Raw genomic sequence first — 19,177 nt, 5'->3', positions numbered from 1 at the left:
TTGATGGGGTACGGCGTGGTGTGCGGGTTGCGCGGGGTTTATTGCGCCATGGCGCGCGTGATCAGCTGGTCTACGTCGCCGTCGTGGCGCAGGCCAAGGCGTTCGGCCTCGGGCGTCAGCAGCGGCGGATAGCGCGCGAACAAGCGCTCGACGAAGGGATCGGGCGCGTAGCTCACGAGCGCCTTGCGCGCTTCTCCGTAACGCGCAGCCAGTGCGTCCACGACTTCGCTGATGGTCAGGCGCAGCACCGGCATCGGGTAGCTGCGCCGCGCGTTGAAGCGATCGACGTCGACGCTCGCGACGTGCAGCAGGTTGCCCACGCAGGCGCCAACCGAGATCCACCACGCCACGCCGTCGGGCGAAACCGGCACGGTGAGCGCTTCGTTGGCGGCGAGTTTCCAGAACAACTGGCTCATGAACGCCGACATCAGGCCCGCGCCGTCGCCAGGACGCGCCACCACGCCAGGCAGGCGCAGCGAGCAGCCCTGCACCCAGCCCAGGCGCGTGGCGTCGGCCACCAGCGCTTCGCCCATCAGCTTGTGCGCGCCATAACTCAGCGCGGGCGCGGGCAGGGTGTTTTCATCGACCACGGCGGGCAAGCTTTCGCCGTAGACGGCCACCGTGCTCGCGAACACGAAGCGCGGCGGGCGCGGCTGACCCCGCAGGTCTTCAAGCAGGCCGAGCGTGGCGTCCAGGTTGATTGCACGGCCCAGCGCATAGTCGCGCTCGGCCGCACCGCCCGGGATGCTGGCGAGATGGAACACGGCATCGACGCTGCTGGCATACGCCTGCGCGCGCACATCGGCATCGGCGATGCTGCCCGCGATCTGCGTGACGCGAGCGTCGGCGTGCGGCGCGTCGAATGCAATATCGAGCAGCGTGAGCTTCGAGACGGCGCGCGCGCCCAGGCCGTCAGCCAGCAGACGCTTGACGAGCGCGCGGCCGACGAAGCCCTGCGCGCCCGTGACGACGACATGGCTCATTGCGGGTCTCCCTTGCGAAACGGCAGCGTGGCGAGGAAGGCGAGGCGCGACGCGCCCAGCATCTTCAGGCCCGCCCGCGCCGAAGCGGCGTCCAGACGCGCTTCCATCGGCATGGTGCCGAAGCTCTTGCCCTTGATGACGAGTTCGTTGCCCACGCGCTCCAGCGACTCCACGTGCATCAGTTCTTCGTCGGCGGGGCCGCGCAGCACCATGCCGTCCTTCTTTGATGCACCGTTCTGCTGAGCCGTAGCCGGGACGCCGCTATCCTGGCGCGCGCCCTTCGCGACGCTGCTGAAATCCATGCCCAGTTGCTCGAACATCTTGATGGCGGTGGCGCGGCCCGCGCCGTAGACGCCGCCGCCCGGATGCTGGAACGGCCCGGCCAGATACAGACGCTCGACGCCCGGCACCGTGAACTGGCCGAGGTCGGGCGTCGGACGATGGCCCGCGCTCTGGTAGAAGTAAGGCGCCACGCCGTGCAGGTCGCCGCGCATCATGCTGTTCGGACTGGAGCGTTCGAGATCGACGGGACTCACGATGCTGCGCGCGACAATGTTGTCGCTCGTGAGGTTCGAAACGAACTGGCGATAATGCGCCAGCGACAGGTCGCCAATCTCTTCCTTGATGTCGTCCCAGTGGCGGCCCGCCCAGCGTTTGTCCTTGACGTTATAAGGCGCGAACGTGATGCCATGGAACATGCCCTTGCCCGCCGGCACGCGCGTTTTGTCGCCGATGCTTTCGTCACCGCCCGCGCACAGACGGCGCTCGGTGATCAGGCCGCGTTTGAGGTCGTCGAAATCGGCGAGCATGTCGTCGAGGCTGTCCGTGGCCATCAATTCGAGCATGGTCGCATAGCCCACTTCCTCGCCCGCATAAAAGCGCGCGTTTTCCTTCAGGTCGTAGTGGCTCACCATGATCGAGAAGGGCGCGAGCGTCGCGCGCTCGGCGCGCTGGAGCACCGGCTCGGGCACGCCTTCCACGAAGCGGCGGATCACATGCGGATGGATCGCACCGATCACCGCGTCCTTCGCGACAATCGTTTCGCCGTCGGCAAGACGCACGCCGCTGGCGCGGCCCGCGCTCGTGAGAATCTGCGCGACTTCGGCGTTGCAACGCACCTCGCCGCCATGCGATTCGATGCAGCGCACCAGCGATTCGGTCAGCTTGCCGCTGCCGCCCACCGGCTGCGAGACGCCATAGGTGTGGATGATGCCGGGCATCAGCAGCACGCCCATGCCGGTGCCGAGTTCGTTGGGCGCCTGCAGGTTTTCGCTCACGAGCCGCAGCAGGTGAATCTTGATCTTGTCGCTCTCGTAGAGTTGATTGACGAGGTCGAGGCAATCGCGATTCATGTAGTCGAGCATGAGGCGGCCCTCGTCGCTGCGATCGAGCATGGCCACCAGCTCGCCCAGCGGAGGCGGCGGCGAATAGAGGCCCGGCATGAACATCTGCAGCACCTGCTGGCTCATCTTCACGAAGGCGCGATAGGTATCGGCGTCCTTTTGCGAGACCTTCGCGAAGCATTCGCAGGTCTTGTCCAGATCCTTGTAGGTGAACAGCACCGACTGGTCTGGGAACACCGTGGCGTGCGGCACCGGCGAATAGTGGTACTTCAGGCCGTGCTCCGACAGCAGGCCGAGTTCGTCCTGGCGCAGCATCGGATTGCCCTGAATCATGATGTGCACGCTCGAATGCTCGTCGTGCCAGTAGCCAGGCGTGTTGAGTTCGCGCGTGCTCACGCCGCCGCCGGGCCACGCCTTGCGCTCCAGCACCAGCACTTTTTTGCCCGCTTTCGCGAGATAGGCTGCGGCCACCAGCCCGTTGTGGCCCGCGCCCATGGCAACGATGTCGTACTGCTGGCTCATGCATCGACTCCTGACGTCACGTTTTGCTGCACATAGTCGGCCTGCACAAAGCGGTGATCGATCGCACCGAAGATCGATTGCCCGTCGCGGCCCTTCATTTCAAAGCGCAACCGCTCGCCAAACCGCAACCACGGCGTGCGCGACTCGCCGTGCTCCAGCGCTTCGATGGCGCGTTGTTCGGCGAGGCAGGCCGAGCCGGTCTGGCGGTAATCGACATTTGAAAACGTGCCGGAGCCGAGCAGCATGCCCGCGCGCAGATTGCGGTTGTACGCGATATACGCGATCAGTTCGTGAAAGCCGAAGTTCATCTCGCGGCCATTCGGCGAACCGAAGCGCTGGCCGTTGCGCGAGACTTCCATGTCGAGCTGCACGCGTCCGTCGCGCCACGCGTCGCCCAGTTCGTCGGGCGTGACGGCGACCGGCGCGAACGCCGTGGCGGGCTTGGCGAGGATGAAGCCGAAGCCCATGCCCAGTTCGCGGAACAGGTGTTTGCGCATGCTCACGTCGTTGAACAGCACGATGAGGCACACATGGTCGAGCGCTTCGGCTGGCCGCGTGCCCATTGGCACATCGCCCAGGATCACGCCCACTTCGCCTTCGAAATCGCAGTGGTCGGCTTCGTCGGGGAAGGGGTAATCGGCGTGCGGGCCCGCGAAATCGTCGGCCTGACGCTGGATCAGCACGGGCGTCGTGGGATCGGACTGCTTCTCCGGATGATAGGCCTGCGTCATGATGCGGCCGTGGTTCAGGAACGCCGAGGCGTCGATGAACTGGTGCGTGCGCGGTAGCGGCGCGGTGCAGGCGCGCGCATCGAAGTCGAAGGCATTGGCGGCGGTGCCCGCGTTGAGCGCGGTGTAAAGCGCCTGCAAGGCGGGTTCGGCGCGCGTCCAGTCGTCGAGCGCGGCGCGCAGGGTGGGCGCGACGGCGTCGGCGTGCACCGCACGGTGCAGATCGCGCGAAACGACGATCAGCGCGCCATCCGGGTGGCCAGTGTTGAGCGACGCGAGTTTCATGGTGTCTGTCTCCTTCGTTTTGCTTTTGAGTTGACGGTTTAGCGCAGCGGACGGCCGCCGTCCACGGGCAGCACGCAGCCGGTGGTGAAGCGCAGATCGCGCGCGGCGACGAGCACGGCCTGCGCGATCTCCTGCGGATCGGCAAGGCGCCCGAGCGGCGTGCGTGCGGCCTGTTCGTCGCGCCATGCGGTGTCCATCGACTTGACGAATTCCGTATCGACGAGCCCCGGCGAGACCGACACCACGCGAATCTGCGGCGCCAGCGCGCGCGCCAGCGACTTCGTGAGATTGTCGAGCGCCGCTTTCGACGCGCAATAAATGACGTTGCTGCCCATCGCCGTGTGCGCGGCAATCGACGAGATATTGACGACGACCGCGCCGCCCGCCAGCGTGCTTTGCGCCAGCAGCGGGCGCAGCGCGCGCACCATGGCGAACGGGCCGCGCACGTTGGTGGCCAGCACATCGTCGATGAGCGCGTCGCTCATGCCGTCGAGATCGTCGTGGGCGACGAAGCGCGTCGTGCCCGCGCAGTTCACGAGCACATCGCAGCGGCCATAATGCGTCGCGACATCATCGGCCAGACGCGCGAGCGCGGCCGTGTCCGTGACCGGCGCGGCGAAGGCGCGATGGCCCACGCCGTCGAGTTGCGCAACCAGCGTTTGCGCCGCGTGCGCCGAACTGCGATACCCGGCGACAACCGCGCAACCGGCTTGCGCCAGCGTGCGGCAGATCTGCGCGCCCAGGCCGCCGGTCGCGCCCGTCACGAGCGCAACCGGGCGCTCGCCCGTGGTGGTGGTGAACGTCGTCATGTCGAGTTTGAACCTCGCCTTATTGCGGCTTGCCAAGACGGCGCACGCGAATATCGGCTTGCTCCTTGTGGCCCGAAAAGTGTTCGAGCGCGCACAGCCGCGAGCAGACTTCGCCGATTTTCACCGACGCTTCGTCCGTGAGAATGCGCTGGTAGCTGTGCGTCTTGATGAATTTACCGACCCACAGGCCGCCCGTGTAACGCCCCGCGCCCATGGTCGGCAGCGTGTGATTGGTGCCGATCACCTTGTCGCCGTACGAGACATTGGTGCGATGGCCGAGGAACAGCGCGCCGTAGTTGGTCATGCGCTGCAGGAACCAGTCCGGGTCGCGCGTCATCACCTGGACGTGCTCCGAGCACAGGCGTTCGGCTTCCTGCAACATTTCCTCGTCGGTGTCGCACAGGATGATCTCGCCGTAATCGCGCCAGGCGACGCTGGCCACCGGCGCTGTGTCCAGGCGCGCGAGCACGGTTTCGATTGCGGCGGCCAGTTCGGCGGCGATCTTTTTGCTCGTGGTGATGCAGTATGCGGGCGAGGTCGGCCCGTGTTCGGCCTGGCCCAGCAGGTCGACGGCGACCAGTTCGGCGTCCACGCTGTCGTCGCAGATCACCAGCGTTTCGGTCGGGCCCGCGAACAGGTCGATGCCCACGCGGCCGTAAAGCTGGCGTTTGGCTTCGGCCACAAAGGCATTCCCCGGGCCGACGATCATATCCACCGGCGCGATGTGTTCCGTGCCCAGCGCCATGGCCGCCACGCCCTGGACGCCGCCCATCACGTAGATTTCGTCGGCGCCCGCGAGCGCCATCGCGGCGATGATTTCCGGCGACGGCTTGCCGTCGAACGGCGGCGCGCAGGCGATCACGCGTTTGACGCCCGCGACTTTCGCAGTCAGCACGCTCATATGCGCCGACGCCAGCAGCGGATATTTGCCGCCCGGAATGTAGCAGCCCACTGAATTCACCGGAATGTTCCTGTGGCCCAGCACGACGCCCGGCAGCGTTTCCACTTCGACATCGCGCAGCGACAGCAGTTGAATCTGCGCGAAGCGGCGAATCTGCGCCTGGGCGAACTTGATGTCCTCGATGGCCTGCGGCGAGAGCGCGTCGATGCAGGCCTGGATCTCGTCCTGCGAGAGGCGGAAGTGCTGCGGATTCCACTTGTCGAAACGTTCGGAATACTCACGAACAGCGGATTCACCGCGCGACTCGATATCGGCGATGATCTTTTCGACGGTCATGCGCACCTGCGCGTTGTTGTCGGCTTTCACCTGGGCCGTCTGGCCGGTCTTGAGATGTTCGATCATGTCGTTGCTATCCGTGTATCCGTGAAGAGAAGTAAGAGGAGAAGCCGTTACGAGGCGTTCGCGGCGGTGCGGTGCCAGTGCGCGAGCGGCAGGCCGGCCACGGGCGAGCGAAAACTCGCGAGCGTCGTGCCGCCCAGGCTCCCCAGATACACCGTGCGCAAATCCGGGCCGCCGAAGGTGAGGCTCGCCATCATCGGCGCGAGCGTGCCGCGGCAGGCGCCCATCAGTTCAGGCGTGGTGGTGCCGTTGCGATAGTGTTCTTCGTAACGGGCGAACGCTTGCGGATTGCCGTCGTCGAGCAGCGTGAGGATCTCGCCTTCGGGCGTGAGCGCGATCAGCTTTTCGTTGAGGATCAGCGTGATCCACAAATTGCCGTGCGCGTCGAACGCAAAGCCATCGGGAAAGCCGCCCAGGTCATGCGGGCCGTAGATGGCGCGATCGGAGAGCGAGCCGTCGTCCTGCACGCGCAAACGCGAAATGCGGCGCGCGTTGGTCTCGACCACATAGAGCCATTCCTCGTTCGCGTCCAGCCGGATTTCATTGGTGCCGACAAAGCCGTCCGCCACAATGCGAATGCCGTTTTCGTCGATCAGGCCCACGTAGCCGTCGGCGGTCTTCTCGTTGATCGAACGCGTCCACGGCACCTGGCGCGTCGTAACCGTGAACCAGATGCGCCCGCGCGAATCGGTCAGCACGAAATTGGTCTTGCCCAGCGGCTGGCCGTCGATGCGGTCGTAGAGCGTGCGCGACGCGCCATCGCGCGTCATCAGTTCGATCGCATCGGTGCCGAAGTTGGCGATCACGATGTTGCCGTCGCGATCGAACGCAAGGCCGTTGGGCAGCGTGCCGCCCATCACCAGTTGTTGCGCATCGGTCGACGCTGGCGCGTTCGCTTCAGGCGTTTGTTGCGCGATCAACGTTTGTTCGCCGTCGGGCGCGATACGCATCACGCCGCCGCGCGCGTCGGCTGTCCAGAGCGTGCCGTCGGGCTCGGCCAGAATGCATTCGGGGCGCAGCAGGTCGCGGCCCACCATGCGGATGTCGTCGCGGTTGACTTGCCAGCCGTGCAGCGGATTGGTCGATGTCGTCATCGATGTCGTCATGAGTGTAGGGAGTGGGGCGAGGTGCGAAAGCCTGCCGTTCATGCCGCGCGCAGATCGGCGGCAAACGGCTCCAGCAGTTCGATCAGGTTGCCGCAGACATCGCGGATAAAGGCGGTCGGATTGCCGTCCACGGTGAGTTCGAAGGCAATATCGGCACCGGCTTTGCGCAGCGCCGTCACGGCCGCAGGTACATCGGGCACCTCGAAACACATGTGCTTGTTGCCATGCGTGCGCAGATCGAGATTCGGCACGCGCCTATCGGCTGGCAGCGGTGCAGCATTGGGCACTTCGAAGATCTCGATGCGGTAGGCGTCCCGACGCACGAAGGCCACGCGCGCGGGAATCTTGTCGATCGAGAGCTGCTGTTCGAGCGTGAAGCCCAGCATGCGCCGGTACCACGCGATGGCCGCATCCAGATCCGGCACGCTAATGCCGAAGTGATGCGGACGCAGCGCGGCAAGCAGGGGCGCGTCATGGGCGGTTTCGTCGAGCGCCAGCGGCGCGGGCGTGCACGGCACGGTCGTCATGGTGGCTTTGTCTCCGGCTTGTTCGTGCCGCGTGGCGCTGGCGTTCGCGCCAGGCCAACGGCATCGTTGATTCGTATGGCACCACTCTAGAGATATTCACTTGTCGAAACCATCAATTCCTAGTGGAAACACGCATTGATGCGATCGGATGGTCACGCGATAGTGGCGCACCATGAGACTCGGTCACTTCGACATGAATCTGCTGGTGGCGCTCGATGCGCTGCTCGACACGCGCAGCGTGACGCGCGCAAGCGAGCGGCTGCATATCGGCGCTTCCGCGACCAGCAGCGCGCTAGGCCGTCTGCGCGAATACTTCGACGATCCCTTGCTGATGCAGGTCGGCCGCCGCATGGAACTCACGCCGCTTGGGCGCAGCCTCGCGCAGCCCGTGCGCGAGATCCTGCTGACCGTGCAGTCGACGGTGGTGGCGCGGCTGGAGTTCGATCCGGCGCAGGCGCGGCGCAACTTTGTGATTCGCGCGTCAGACTATCTCACCACCGTATTGCTGATCGACGTGGTGCAGCGCCTGCAACGCGAAGCGCCCGGCATCACGCTGCACATCGCCAACATGGCCGACGACGTGCCGGAGCGGCTCGATCGCGGCGAAGTCGATTTCGTGATCTATCCAAGTGTGTCGGTGAATCCCGACCATCCGTCCCAGGCGCTGTTCGAGGAGACATTCAGCTGCGTGGTCTGGGAAGGCAATCCGCTGGTGGGCGATGCGCTGACGCTTGAGCAATACGCCGAACTGGGCCACGTGGCCGCCACGTTCGGCGACAGCCGCAGCGCCAGCTTCGAAGGATTCGTGATGGCCAATCGCGGCATCACGCGCAACATCGAAGTCACCACGACGAACTTCAACACGCTGCCGCAGCTGGTGATCGGCACCACGCGCATCGCGACCGTTCACACACGCCTCGCGCGCATCTACGCGCATTTCCTCCCGCTGCGCGTGCTGCCCTTGCCGCTCGACCTGCCGCCGCTCGTGGAGATGATCCAGTGGCACGCGATCAACAACGGCGACCCCGCGCATACGTGGATGCGCCGCGTGCTGCTCGAACAGGCGCAGGCCAGCGCGCTCGCGCCTGGCGCCGTGCTCACGCAGCGCGCGTAAAAGGCGCGCCTGCGGACGCGAGCGCGGGCCGCGTTGATTTGACGACATCAAATGGTCTCGTCAACGCAATCTGATTGTGTCGTAACGTCGCCGCCGGAATCATTCGTCTCACACAAACGGGAAGCTCTCGGACTGGCACGAACGCCTCGCGCGCCGTGCTCGCCGACGAACTTTTTTGAATAAAACGGAGACGACCTGATGCAAGTCCACCTCAAGCGGCGCGACGGCGCGCCCGCGCGTCGCGAAGCCCATTTTCTGCACGCGCTGATTCTTCTAAGCACGGTGATCTGCGGCACACTCGCGCCGACCGTGATCGGCCCCGTGCTGCCGGCGATGCAGCAGCATTTCGCCTCGGTGCCCAATATCGAAACGCTGGTGCCCGTTGTCGTGACGATGCCGATGTTCGTGCTCGGCGCACTAGCAATGGTGATCGGCGCAATCAGCGACAGGATCGGCCGCAAGCGCGTGCTGGTCGGCTCGCTCGTACTGTATGCGCTCGCGGGCACGGCGCCGCTGTGGCTCGATTCGATCCACGCGATCCTGGCGAGCCGCGCGCTCGTCGGGCTGGCGGAAGCCGCCGCAATGACCGTGAGCACGTCGTTCATCGGCGACTACTTCACGGGCGCGAAGCGCGACCGCTACGCGGCGCTTCAGGTCACGGTGGCCTCGACCTCGGCGTTCGTGTTCAACCTGATGGGCGGTCTGCTCGGCGCATATGGCTGGCGCGCGCCGTTCATCGCGTACGCGCTGCCGCTGTTGCTCGCGCCGCTCGTGCACATCTTCATCTGGGACACGCGCGGCGCGGCGCCGCAAGCGCCGTTGCGCAACACCGCCGACGAGCCCGAGTTCAAGCCGTGGCTGCTTGCGCTCATCTGCCTGGCGGCTTTCGGTGTAGGGATGGTGTTCATGGTCGTGCCCGTGCACCTGTCGTTCATGCTGGTTCAACTGGGCGTCCATGCGACCGGGGCGATCGGCTTCGCGTATGCGATGAACAGCGTCGGCATCATCGCGGGCACGTTGGGCTTCGGCTGGTTTATCGCGAGCCGGTGCAGCGTGCTGCAGCAATTCGTGCTCGGCACGGTGGTCTGCGGGCTTGGCTTCGTGTGCATGGGCGCGGCGCACGACGCAAGCCTGCTCACGCTCGGCGGCGCGGTCAACGGCGTGGGCTGCGGCATCGTGCTGCCCGCGCTCGTGAGCTGGGGCTTGCGCTCCTTGCCGTACGCACGGCGAGGTTTCGGCACCGGCGCATTCACGGCGGCGCAGTTCATCGGCTACTTCTGCAGCCCGATTCTCGTCATGGGCATGGTCATGCACGCCGGCTCGCGCTTTGCGGTCGTGCAAAGCTGGGGACTGGCGCTGTTCGCGCTCGCCGCCGTCTGCGTGGCGGGTTCGCTGCTGCGTGTGCGTCGCCTCAAGCTCGGCTGAGCGGACGGAGACGCGCATGAATCAGGATTCGAAGCCGGATACGAAGCCGGCGATGCACCCGGCGTGGCAGCCCGCGTTGCCGATCCGGCGCGGCGAGCGTCTGCGTGACAAGGTCGCCGTGGTGACGGGCATCGGCAGCGGCATTGGACGCGCTTGCGCCTTGATGTTCGCGGCGCAGGGCGCGCGCGTGGTGGGCTGCGATATCGACGCCGACGCCGCCGCTCGCTGCATCGAGGAAGCCCGCGAGCGCGGCTTTCGCATCGACGGCGTGCAGCCTTGCGATCTCACGCAGCCGCGCGAGGCGGCGCGCGTCATCGACCATGCGGTCGAACTGCACGGCGGCATCGATGTGCTCGTCAACGCCGCCGCCTTCGGCGCCTTTGCGTGGCTCACCGATATGGACTACGAGACACAGTGGCGCAAGACGCTCACCGGCGAACTGGACATCGTGTTCCTGCTGTGCCGCGCCGCGTGGCCTGCGCTGATCGCGCGCGGGGGCGGGGCGGTGATCAATTTCGCCTCGGCGAACGCGGCGCTTGCGCTCGACGGCTCGCCCGCGCTCGCGCACTGTGCGGGCAAGGGCGGGGTGCTCGCCATGACGCGCCAGCTTGCGATGGAAGGCGCGCCGCACGGCATTCGCGCCAACACCATTTCGCCCGCGCTGGTGGAAACCGACGCGACGCGCCGCCACATGCACGCGCAGCCGGAATTCGTCGAGCGCGCGCTCGGCAAGCTGATGATCAAGCGCGTCGGCCAGCCCGAGGACGTGGCGTGGTGCGCGCTGTTTCTCGCATCCGACGAGGCCGCGTGGATCACCGGCGCGGATTTCCCCGTCGATGGCGGCGCGACGGCGTGGTAGCCGCCACGCGCGCAGTCAGCGCGCCATGACCCCGCGCTAGCGGCGCCCAGGCCGCTTTCTCCGATTCCCATGAATACCTCACCGCATCTGGCGACAGACGCGGCGGGAGACGCTTTGCCCTAAAAAACAGGAGACGATAACAATGACGATCGACAGGTTTGGAGTACCCCACGCTTTCCCAACGCGCCATTCGAACCGCGCCCCATGCCGTTCGGCGATTGCACTGGCCGCTATGCTCGCAAGCGGTGTGCTTCACGCACAGTCCAGCGACGCCACCGCGACCGCGGCCACGCCAATCGATGCGCCATCCGCGGCACAAACCGGCCAGCCGACGAAGCCGACGAAGCTGAAAACAGCGGCCGCCACCGTCAGGCTCGCCGCCGCCGATGCACCGCTGCAGCAGGCCTCGACCGACCGGCCGAGCGTGCAGCAAGGCATTCCGTCGACAGACCAGCTCGGCGTCTCGCACATCGGCGACGCCACGCCGTCGCCTGCGCCCGGGCCGCGTCAGGGTCTGCTCGCCGGCATCGGCCAGAAGCTCAACGACTGGGGCTTCACGCCGTCGCTAAATCTGGTGCAGATGTACCTGGCCAATCCGAGTGTCGGGCAGCAGACGGGCAATCACGAGGCGCTCACCTTCATTGCCGTGGGCGGCGATTTCGACATGGAAAAGATCGCTGGTTTTCCCGGCGCGACGATTCACTTCCAGCAACTGTTCGTGCCGTTCACGAACAACCTCGCGTGGGGCACGCAGGTTGGCGACGTGCTGGCGGGCCAGCCGGGGCCGTATGTGCCGCAGGTGTCGCATCTGGGGATCTTCACATGGGAGCAAAAGGCGTTTCACGACAAGCTCGACGTCGAATTCGGCAAGACCAATGCGGGTGCGTACTTTGGCGCGCCGGTGTGCAATCAGGGCTTCGGTTGCCAGAGCGCGATCCTGCAAAACAGCGCGGGCATGAATCCGCCGGTGTACGTGAACTGGGGCGGGCGGGCCCGCTACAACATCACGCCTGCATGGTCTGTGCAGGCGGGGCTGTTCCGCTCGAATCCCGCCTATCCGTTCACGAACGGCTGGGAATGGACGGACAGCGTGCCGGACAGCAACGTGTGGCTCGCGAGCACCGCGTACCGCACGACGTATCAGAGCGATCCGTATCCGAAGAGCTATGAGCTGATGCTGTACTACAACACGCGCACGCAGACCGACCCATTCACGCAGGACACGCACAAAGGGACGTCGGGGATCTACTTTGGCGGGCGTCAGGTCGTCTGGCGCCCCGATGGCGGTCAGGCTGGCGCGCCTGACCCGACTGCGGTTTCGCTGTTCGCCACGGCGACCGGCAGCTTCGACGCGCATTCGAGCTACGGCCTCGCGATGACCGGCAGCGCGGGCGTGATTGTCGAAGCGCCGCTGCGCAGCCGCCCGCACGACAGTTTTTCGATTTCGCTGAACTGGGCGACGCTCACGCCGCACGAGCAGGAATATCTGAAGCAGGAAAATCTTGCGGCGGGCGGCAGCGGCTATACGGTCGGGCGCACGCAGTACGGACTGAAGATCGACGCGAATATCGCGCTGACGCGCAGCATCATTTTGAGTCCGTATGTCATGCGCACGTGGAATACCAGCACATTCGGCAATCCGGCTTATTCGGCCACGCCGAAAAACGGCATTGTCGCGGGGATCGTCGCGAGCGTGTTCTTCGACAAGATGCTCGGGTTGACGGATCGCTGAAGCGGGCTTGCACTGAGCATACGGACATCGCCAGGGACGTTGCGCTTCCCGGCGCTTGATGCCCTTAACCGGCCGCCGCTGTGGCAACACGCGGCGGCTTTCGTGTGTTCTGGGCCACCACACGCGCAAACGCATCCGGCTGGGCAGGAGCGGGGCGCAATGTTCGCTAAACGGGCTATCGTCCGGTCACTACAGCATCGGCGAATGCAGATGATCCGGATGGTCGAGCATATCGGCCACCATATGCAGGGATTCTTCCATTTCGATCGCGTCGCCAGGGCCGCCCAGGCAGATGCGCACGGCGTTGGGCGGATTACCGTCGGTGCTGAACGCAGCGCCCGAGACCACGCCGATCTGTTTCGTGCGCAAATGCGAAGCCAGTTCCGATGCGCTCCAGCCCGTTTCCGGCGGCACCGTCAGCCACAGGTGAAAGCATTCCTTCGACGTCTCGATCTCGCGCGACGCAAACACCTGCGCGGCGATATGCTGGCGCACCGCGCACTCGTTGCGAATCGCATCGAGCATCTGCTGCGCAACGCCGCTTTCGATCCAGCGCGCCGCGAGATGCGACATGTACGGGCTCGCCATCACGGTGGTCGCGCGAAGCGCGCCGGACAGCCTTTCGGCGTGGCGTGCGCCGGGCGCGACCACGAAGGCCACGCGCAAGCCCGCGCCAAAGCACTTCGACATCCCCGTCACGTAGTAAGTGAGTTCGGGCGCGAGCGTGGCGAGCGCGACGGGCGGCGTGTCGCACAGCATGCCGTAGGCGTCGTCCTCGATGATCGGCACGTTGTAGCGCAGCGCGATATCGGCAATGTGCTCGCGGCGATTCTGCGAGAGCGTGCGCGTAGTCGGATTCTGCAACGTGGGATTGCAATAGAGCACACCGGGCTTGCGCGACTTGCAGAGCGCCTCGAACGCGGTGGCGCTCAGGCCTTCGTCGTCACGCGGCAACGGGGCGAGCGGCATGCCCAGTTGATTGGCGATGACCTTGAGACCGGGATACGCGAGGCAATCGGTGCAGATCGCTTCACCAGCCTTCACCAGTCGAAGCAGCAACGCCACGAGCGCGTTGTGAATGCCGGGGCAGACCAGCAGTGCGTCGGCGCGATGCGAGGGCAGGGTGCGACGCAGCCACTGGCTCGCCATGCTGCGTTCGAACCGCGAGCCGCCAAAATCCTGGTAGCGCAGCATCGACCAGGGATCCGCTGCGCCGATGATCTGCGCCGCCGACTCCGCCAGCAGCGCGGTCATTTCCGGCGGCTCGGGCGGCATGTTCATGGTCATTTCCAGCGCCGTGCCCGCACGTAGCGGCATCGTGGGCGGACGTCCGCGCACATACGACCCGCTGCCCGCGCGCGAATCGATCAAGCCGCGCTTGCGCGCTTCGGCATACCCGCGCGCGAGCGTCGTGTAGTTGACCTTGAGGGCGTCGGAGAGATCGCGCAGCGCGGGCAACCGGTCACGCGGGCGCAGCCGGCCGCTCGCGACATCCTCTTCGATGAGATCGGGAATCGTCTGATAAACGGGTTTATCGCTTTCGGCGAGCCGTTTGAGCCAGTGGGCGGTGACATTCGACATGGGACGTGCGCGCGGGCGCCTTCGAAATGGACTCATTCATTCTAGTGAGAATGGGCGCCGAAAAATAAATCAATTGATCGCACACGATTGCATTGAATGATCCGAAATGATGCACGCATGCACCTGAATTGAATGCACATTGCCCAGCCCCGGGGCGCACGCCGTTGCGCGCCCGACGCACAGAACCGTTCACCTGCAGGCCGCGCCCGTGGCTCGCGAAAAATAATCGTCGGGATCATTCGCGACACGCGCCATTGATTGCGGATTGATTGCATGACGCCAGGTTCTTGATGGCATAGCCGTTGCGAAATGAGAGACGCCGGCCACCGGTCGGTCACAGTCCTCAATCATTGAACGGAGTCACGCAATGCCCGCCATCACCCTGCCCGCGCACAAGACCGGCGACCATCTGGTCGATTACGAAGAGAAGGTGTTCGAGGACGTCAAGGCCGAGCCCGGCGAGAAAGCACTCGTCACCTTCCATACGGTGGCTTTCGAAGGTTCGATCGGCTTCGTCAATATGCTCCAGGCGACGCGTTTGCAGCGCAAGGGCTTCGAAACCTCGATCCTGCTGTATGGCCCCGGCGTGATGCTGGGCGTTCAGCGCGGCTTTCCCACGCTGGGCGCCGAAGCCTTCCCGGGGCACCTGAATTTCAACAATCAACTGATGAAATTCATGGCCGAAGGCGGCAAGGTCTACGCGTGCCGCTTTGCGCTTCAGGCGCTTTACGGCCAGACCGAGGCCGCGCTGATCGAAGGCGTGCGCCCGATCAATCCGCTCGATGTGCTCGACCTGAAGCTGCTGCATCGCAAGTCGAACGCGCTCGTGATCGACACCTGGACAGTTTGAGTTCACGGGTATCGCCATGTCGACTCCATCCACGAAGCGCATTGTGCGTGCGGCGGCTGTACAGATTGCGCCCGATCTTCAATCGTGTGCGGGCACGCTCGCACGCGTTGCCGACGCGATCGTCAGCGCCGCGCGCGAAGGCGTGCAACTGGCCGTGTTTCCCGAAACGTTCCTGCCGTACTACCCGTACTTTTCGTTCGTGCTGCCGCCGGTGCAGTCGGGCGCCGAACATCTGCGTCTGTACGAGGAGGCGGTGACGATACCGGGCCCTGTGACGGAAACCATCGGCGCGCTGGCACGCGAGTACGGCATGGTGATCGTGCTGGGCGTCAATGAACGCGATCACGGCAGCCTGTACAACACCCAGCTGATTTTCGACGCCGATGGCCAGATCAAGGTCAAGCGCCGCAAGCTCACGCCCACGTTTCATGAACGCATGATCTGGGGGCAGGGCGACGCCGCCGGGCTGAAGGTTGCGCAGACTGCCGTGGGCCGCGTGGGCGCGCTGGCCTGCTGGGAGCATTACAACCCGCTGGCGCGCTACGCGCTCATGACACAGCACGAAGAGATTCACTGCAGCCAGTTTCCCGGCTCGCTGGTTGGGCCGATTTTCGCCGAACAGATCGAAGTGACGATTCGCCATCACGCGCTCGAATCCGGCTGTTTCGTTGTGAACGCAACGGGATGGCTCAGTGACGCGCAGATCGAATCCGTCACCAGCGATCCGAAGCTGCAAAAGGCGCTGCGCGGCGGCTGCAACGCCGCGATCATTTCGCCCGAAGGGCAGCATCTCGCGCCGCCGTTGCGCGAAGGCGAGGGCATGGTGATTGCCGATCTCGACATGATGCTCATCACCAAGCGCAAACGCATGATGGATTCGGTCGGCCACTATGCACGGCCCGAATTGCTGAGTCTTGCGATCAACGAGCGGCCTGCCACGCCGGTTTTCTCTTTCGACGACACGCCTGCCACTGTTTCATGGAGCCTTCACGATGAACGCCAGCGTCAATCTGCCGGAATCGAGCCTGCAACTCTTGACTGAGCTGCAGTCGAGCGGCCTGCGTCTCGCCTCGCCCGAGGGCGAGTCCGATGGACTGTCGCGACGCGGCGGTGCGGGCCCCTCCGATCACAAGGCCGTCGTGATCGACGGCGTCACGCTGATGGTGCCGGTGCATACGCACGGCGCGCATCAATCTGTCTTCGTCGCCAACGAACCCGATGCGAGCGGCGTGAGCGTGCTCACGCGCGGCAGCATCCCGATCGCGCAGATTGCCTTTGCGAAGAAGCCGCGTTTTTACAAGCTGCAGACACTCGATGGCGTGCCGTATTCGCACATCGCCACGCTGCACGGCACCGATGTACTCGCGACCACGGTGCTGCAAACCTGCATCCGCTACGAGAGCCGCAAAAAAGCCTGCAAATTCTGCGCAATCGGCCAGTCGCTCGCAGCGGGCCGAACGGTCGCGCACAAGACGCCGGAACAACTGGCCGAAGTCGCGCGGGCGGCGGTGCTGCTCGACGGCGTCAAGCATATGGTGCTCACGACGGGCACGCCACCCACACCCGATCGGGGCGCGGCGATTCTGTGCGACAGCGCGCGGGCCATCAAACGCGCCGTCAATCTGCCGATCCAGGCGCAATGCGAGCCGCCCGACGACGACGCGTGGTTTGCCCGCATGCGCGAAGCCGGGATCGACACGCTCGGCATGCATCTGGAAGTGCTGGGCGAGGCTGAGCGCGCGCGCATCATGCCGGGCAAGGCGACGGTGCCGGTGAGCCGCTATATGAGCGCATTCGAGGCTGCTGTGAAGGTGTTCGGGCGCGGCCAGGTGAGCACGTATATTCTCGCGGGACTGGGCGATCCGCCGCAGCGCGTGCTCGATGTCGCGCATCAACTGCTCGCCATTGGGGTTTATCCGTTCGTGGTGCCCTTCGTGCCGATCTCCGGCACGCCGCTGGAAGATCACGCGCCGCCCACGCCGGAATTCATGCGCTCGATTCTCGCGCCGCTGGGCGCGATGGTGCGCGAAGCCGGCTTGCGCGCGGCCGATATCAAGGCCGGGTGCGGAAAGTGTGGCGCGTGCTCCGCGTTGTCCTCGTTCGAAAAGGTGGCGGCATGAGTACGATCGCTTCGGTTGCCAATTCGGTGGCCAATTCCGTGGCCGATAGCATCGTCGTGCGCTGGGCGCGGCACGACTGGGAGCGCGAAGCGGCGCTGGCGATACGGCGCGCGGTGTTCTGCGAGGAGCAGGGCGTCTTCGAACAGGACGATCGCGACGCCATCGACGCCCACGCGCAACTGCTCGTGGCCGTACTCGATCCGCACGGCGACGCACGCGAAGTGATCGGCACGGTGCGCATTCATCGCGATCATGCGACCGAGGCGACGTGGTATGGCTCGCGGCTTGCCGTGAGCGCGCCGTACCGCCGTCATGGGCGCATCGGCGCGACCTTGATCCGGCTGGCCGTGAGCAGCGCGCATGCGTTTGGCTGCGATACGTTTCTGGCGCACGTCCAGGCGCAGAATGCGCCGCTCTTTCATCGGCTGCACTGGCGCACAATCGACGAGGCGATCTTCTTCGGTCGCGCGCATCACGTCATGCAGGCCGATCTCGCGCACTATCCGCCCTGCGCGACGCCTTTCGACGGCTTCGTCATCGATCACCGGAGGGCCGCATGACGCTCGACGAGATCGTGGCGAAACTGCGGGCGAGCCGCGGCGTCGCGCACAAGTCCGATATCGCGCCGATGCTCGCGGCGCTTGATGCGGACGACGCAGGCCGCGCGAATTCCGCCATCATGGCCGCGGGCGACGACTGCGCCGCCATTCCCGATGGCGACGGCTACCTGCTGTTTGCCGCCGAAGGCATGGTGAGCGACCTGATCGACGCCATGCCGTGGTTTGCGGGCTACTGTTCGGTGCTGGTGAACGTCAGCGACGTGTGCGCGATGGGCGGCCGCCCGATTGCCGTGGTCGACGTGATCTGGAGCGATGGCATTGCGCCCGCCGCGCCGGTGCTCGAAGGCATGGCCGCCGCATCGCGCCAGTTGGGCGTGCCGATCGTCGGCGGCCATAGCAATGCACGCAGCGAGCGCACGCAACTCGCGGTGGCGATTGTGGGCCGGGCGCAGCGTCTGCTGTCGAGCTTCACCGCGCAACCCGGCGAAAAATTGCTCATGGCCGTGGACTTGCGCGGCGCGTTCGTCGAGCCTTATCCCTACTGGAACGCCGCGACCGAAGCGCCCGCGCAACGTCTGCGTGACGATCTGGCCGTGCTCGCCGGGCTGGCCGAAAGCGGCCTGTGCGCCGCCGCGAAAGACATCAGCATGGCCGGTATCGCCGGCACCGCGATGATGCTGGCCGAGTGCTCGCGCGTGGGCGTGCGCATCGACCTCGATCAATTGCCCAAACCTGCCGACGTGCCGCTCGCACGCTGGCTCGAAATCTTCCCGAGCTTTGGCTATCTGCTGAGCGTGCGCGACGAACATGTCGATGCCGTGATTGCGCGTTTCGCCGCGCGCGAGATCGCCTGCGCCGCCATCGGCGAGATTCACGCGCAACCCACTGTCGACCTGCAATGGAACGGCGAAACGCGCAACGTCTGGCGACTCGACGCACAACCGTTCATCGTGCCTGCCGACCGGCGCGCGACGCGCGCCTTCGAACCCACACCGCTGGCCCAGCCGACAAACTGAGCGCCAGGCAAGGAGCACAACCATGCCAGTGACCCATTTCGTCGTGCGTTGGCCTGACGGCCATGAAGAACGCTGCTATTGCCCGTCGACGGTCGTGCGCGATTATCTGCGCCCTGGCGCCTATCCGCTCGACCAGTTTCTCGCCAGCGCGCACGCGGCGCTCGATGCCGCATCCGAGCGCGTGCGCGCGAAGTTCGGCTATGCGTGCTCATCGGCGCTCGACCAGTGGGCGTTAATCGAACGCACCGCCGAGCCGTTCCGTTCGCAGGCATTGGCCGAAGTGACCGTCGTGAGCGTCGACTGAATCCACCCAGACT

Annotated in this window: 18 protein-coding genes; 10 read left to right on the top strand and 8 right to left on the bottom strand. The window is 65.4% G+C overall.

Annotated elements, in window-relative coordinates:
* Positions 1-38 precede the first annotated feature (38 nt).
* From BBA01S_RS30335 to BBA01S_RS30305, 7 genes are read right to left on the bottom strand one after another with little or no spacing between them, the layout of a single operon-like run.
* Positions 39-983: an NAD-dependent epimerase/dehydratase family protein gene (locus BBA01S_RS30335; protein ID WP_027819728.1), complete on the bottom strand. Its 945-nt coding sequence runs from the start codon at positions 981-983 to the stop codon at positions 39-41.
* Complete coding sequence (locus BBA01S_RS30330; protein ID WP_027819727.1) at positions 980-2,848, bottom strand: phytoene desaturase family protein; 1,869 nt, start codon at positions 2,846-2,848, stop codon at positions 980-982. The genes BBA01S_RS30335 and BBA01S_RS30330 overlap by 4 nt, the downstream gene beginning before the upstream one ends.
* Positions 2,845-3,861 (bottom strand): fumarylacetoacetate hydrolase family protein, encoded by a 1,017-nt coding sequence (locus BBA01S_RS30325; RefSeq protein ID WP_027819726.1) that lies wholly within the window; start codon positions 3,859-3,861, stop codon positions 2,845-2,847. Before BBA01S_RS30325 ends, BBA01S_RS30330 begins: the two co-directional genes overlap by 4 nt.
* Before the next feature lie 38 nt (positions 3,862-3,899).
* Positions 3,900-4,670 (bottom strand): SDR family NAD(P)-dependent oxidoreductase, encoded by a 771-nt coding sequence (locus tag BBA01S_RS30320; RefSeq protein WP_042298136.1) that lies wholly within the window; start codon positions 4,668-4,670, stop codon positions 3,900-3,902.
* 19 nt (positions 4,671-4,689) lie between these two features.
* Complete coding sequence (hisD, locus tag BBA01S_RS30315; RefSeq protein ID WP_027819724.1) at positions 4,690-5,973, bottom strand: histidinol dehydrogenase; 1,284 nt, start codon at positions 5,971-5,973, stop codon at positions 4,690-4,692.
* A 47-nt stretch (positions 5,974-6,020) separates the two neighbouring features.
* Complete coding sequence (locus BBA01S_RS30310) at positions 6,021-7,064, bottom strand: SMP-30/gluconolactonase/LRE family protein (RefSeq protein WP_156966135.1); 1,044 nt, start codon at positions 7,062-7,064, stop codon at positions 6,021-6,023.
* Between the two features lie 50 nt (positions 7,065-7,114).
* Complete coding sequence (locus tag BBA01S_RS30305; RefSeq protein WP_084162650.1) at positions 7,115-7,603, bottom strand: VOC family protein; 489 nt, start codon at positions 7,601-7,603, stop codon at positions 7,115-7,117.
* Positions 7,604-7,775: 172 nt separating this feature from the next.
* Between BBA01S_RS30305 and BBA01S_RS30300 the strand changes: the two genes are divergently transcribed.
* The 4 genes from BBA01S_RS30300 (at position 7,776) to BBA01S_RS43435 (ending at position 12,733) form a co-directional block, all read left to right on the top strand.
* The gene (locus tag BBA01S_RS30300) at positions 7,776-8,717 is read left to right on the top strand and encodes a LysR family transcriptional regulator (protein ID WP_027819721.1); all 942 of its coding nucleotides are present in this window, start codon (positions 7,776-7,778) and stop codon (positions 8,715-8,717) included.
* Between the two features lie 198 nt (positions 8,718-8,915).
* On the top strand, positions 8,916-10,142 hold the full coding sequence (locus BBA01S_RS30295; RefSeq protein WP_052391959.1) for an MFS transporter: 1,227 nt from the start codon (positions 8,916-8,918) through the stop codon (positions 10,140-10,142).
* Between the two features lie 16 nt (positions 10,143-10,158).
* A complete protein-coding gene (locus tag BBA01S_RS30290) occupies positions 10,159-11,001 on the top strand; it encodes an SDR family NAD(P)-dependent oxidoreductase (protein ID WP_245641632.1) in 843 nt (280 codons plus the stop codon).
* A 247-nt stretch (positions 11,002-11,248) separates the two neighbouring features.
* On the top strand, positions 11,249-12,733 hold the full coding sequence (locus BBA01S_RS43435; protein WP_167336057.1) for a carbohydrate porin: 1,485 nt from the start codon (positions 11,249-11,251) through the stop codon (positions 12,731-12,733).
* Positions 12,734-12,922: 189 nt separating this feature from the next.
* On the opposite strand, the gene BBA01S_RS30280 is transcribed toward BBA01S_RS43435, so the two are convergent.
* Complete coding sequence (locus BBA01S_RS30280) at positions 12,923-14,314, bottom strand: aminotransferase-like domain-containing protein (protein ID WP_027819718.1); 1,392 nt, start codon at positions 14,312-14,314, stop codon at positions 12,923-12,925.
* 367 nt (positions 14,315-14,681) lie between these two features.
* On the opposite strand from BBA01S_RS30280, the gene BBA01S_RS30275 reads away from it, so the two are divergent.
* The 6 genes from BBA01S_RS30275 to BBA01S_RS30250 are packed head-to-tail and all read left to right on the top strand — an operon-like array spanning position 14,682 to position 19,164.
* Positions 14,682-15,164, top strand: a complete 483-nt coding sequence (locus BBA01S_RS30275) for an MSMEG_0572/Sll0783 family nitrogen starvation response protein (protein ID WP_027819717.1) — start codon at positions 14,682-14,684, stop codon at positions 15,162-15,164.
* A 16-nt stretch (positions 15,165-15,180) separates the two neighbouring features.
* A complete protein-coding gene (locus BBA01S_RS30270) occupies positions 15,181-16,206 on the top strand; it encodes a Nit6803 family nitrilase (RefSeq protein ID WP_042298135.1) in 1,026 nt (341 codons plus the stop codon).
* Positions 16,157-17,284 carry an MSMEG_0568 family radical SAM protein gene (locus BBA01S_RS30265; RefSeq protein ID WP_027819715.1) on the top strand — a complete coding sequence of 376 codons (1,128 nt, stop codon included), beginning with the start codon at positions 16,157-16,159 and terminating at the stop codon, positions 17,282-17,284. Before BBA01S_RS30270 ends, BBA01S_RS30265 begins: the two co-directional genes overlap by 50 nt.
* Entirely contained in the window at positions 17,281-17,844 is a 564-nt protein-coding gene (locus BBA01S_RS30260; RefSeq protein WP_042298134.1) for an MSMEG_0567/Sll0786 family nitrogen starvation N-acetyltransferase, read from the top strand. The genes BBA01S_RS30265 and BBA01S_RS30260 overlap by 4 nt, the downstream gene beginning before the upstream one ends.
* Positions 17,841-18,860, top strand: coding sequence for a sll0787 family AIR synthase-like protein (locus BBA01S_RS43430; RefSeq protein WP_042298133.1), 1,020 nt, complete (start codon positions 17,841-17,843; stop codon positions 18,858-18,860). The genes BBA01S_RS30260 and BBA01S_RS43430 overlap by 4 nt, the downstream gene beginning before the upstream one ends.
* A 22-nt stretch (positions 18,861-18,882) precedes the next feature.
* Positions 18,883-19,164 (top strand): MSMEG_0570 family nitrogen starvation response protein, encoded by a 282-nt coding sequence (locus BBA01S_RS30250; protein ID WP_027819713.1) that lies wholly within the window; start codon positions 18,883-18,885, stop codon positions 19,162-19,164.
* Positions 19,165-19,177 lie beyond the last annotated feature (13 nt).

Source organism: Paraburkholderia bannensis NBRC 103871, from assembly GCF_000685015.1.
Taxonomy (GTDB): Bacteria; Pseudomonadota; Gammaproteobacteria; order Burkholderiales; family Burkholderiaceae; genus Paraburkholderia; species Paraburkholderia bannensis.
This window is presented reverse-complemented; position numbering and strand designations above follow the sequence as displayed.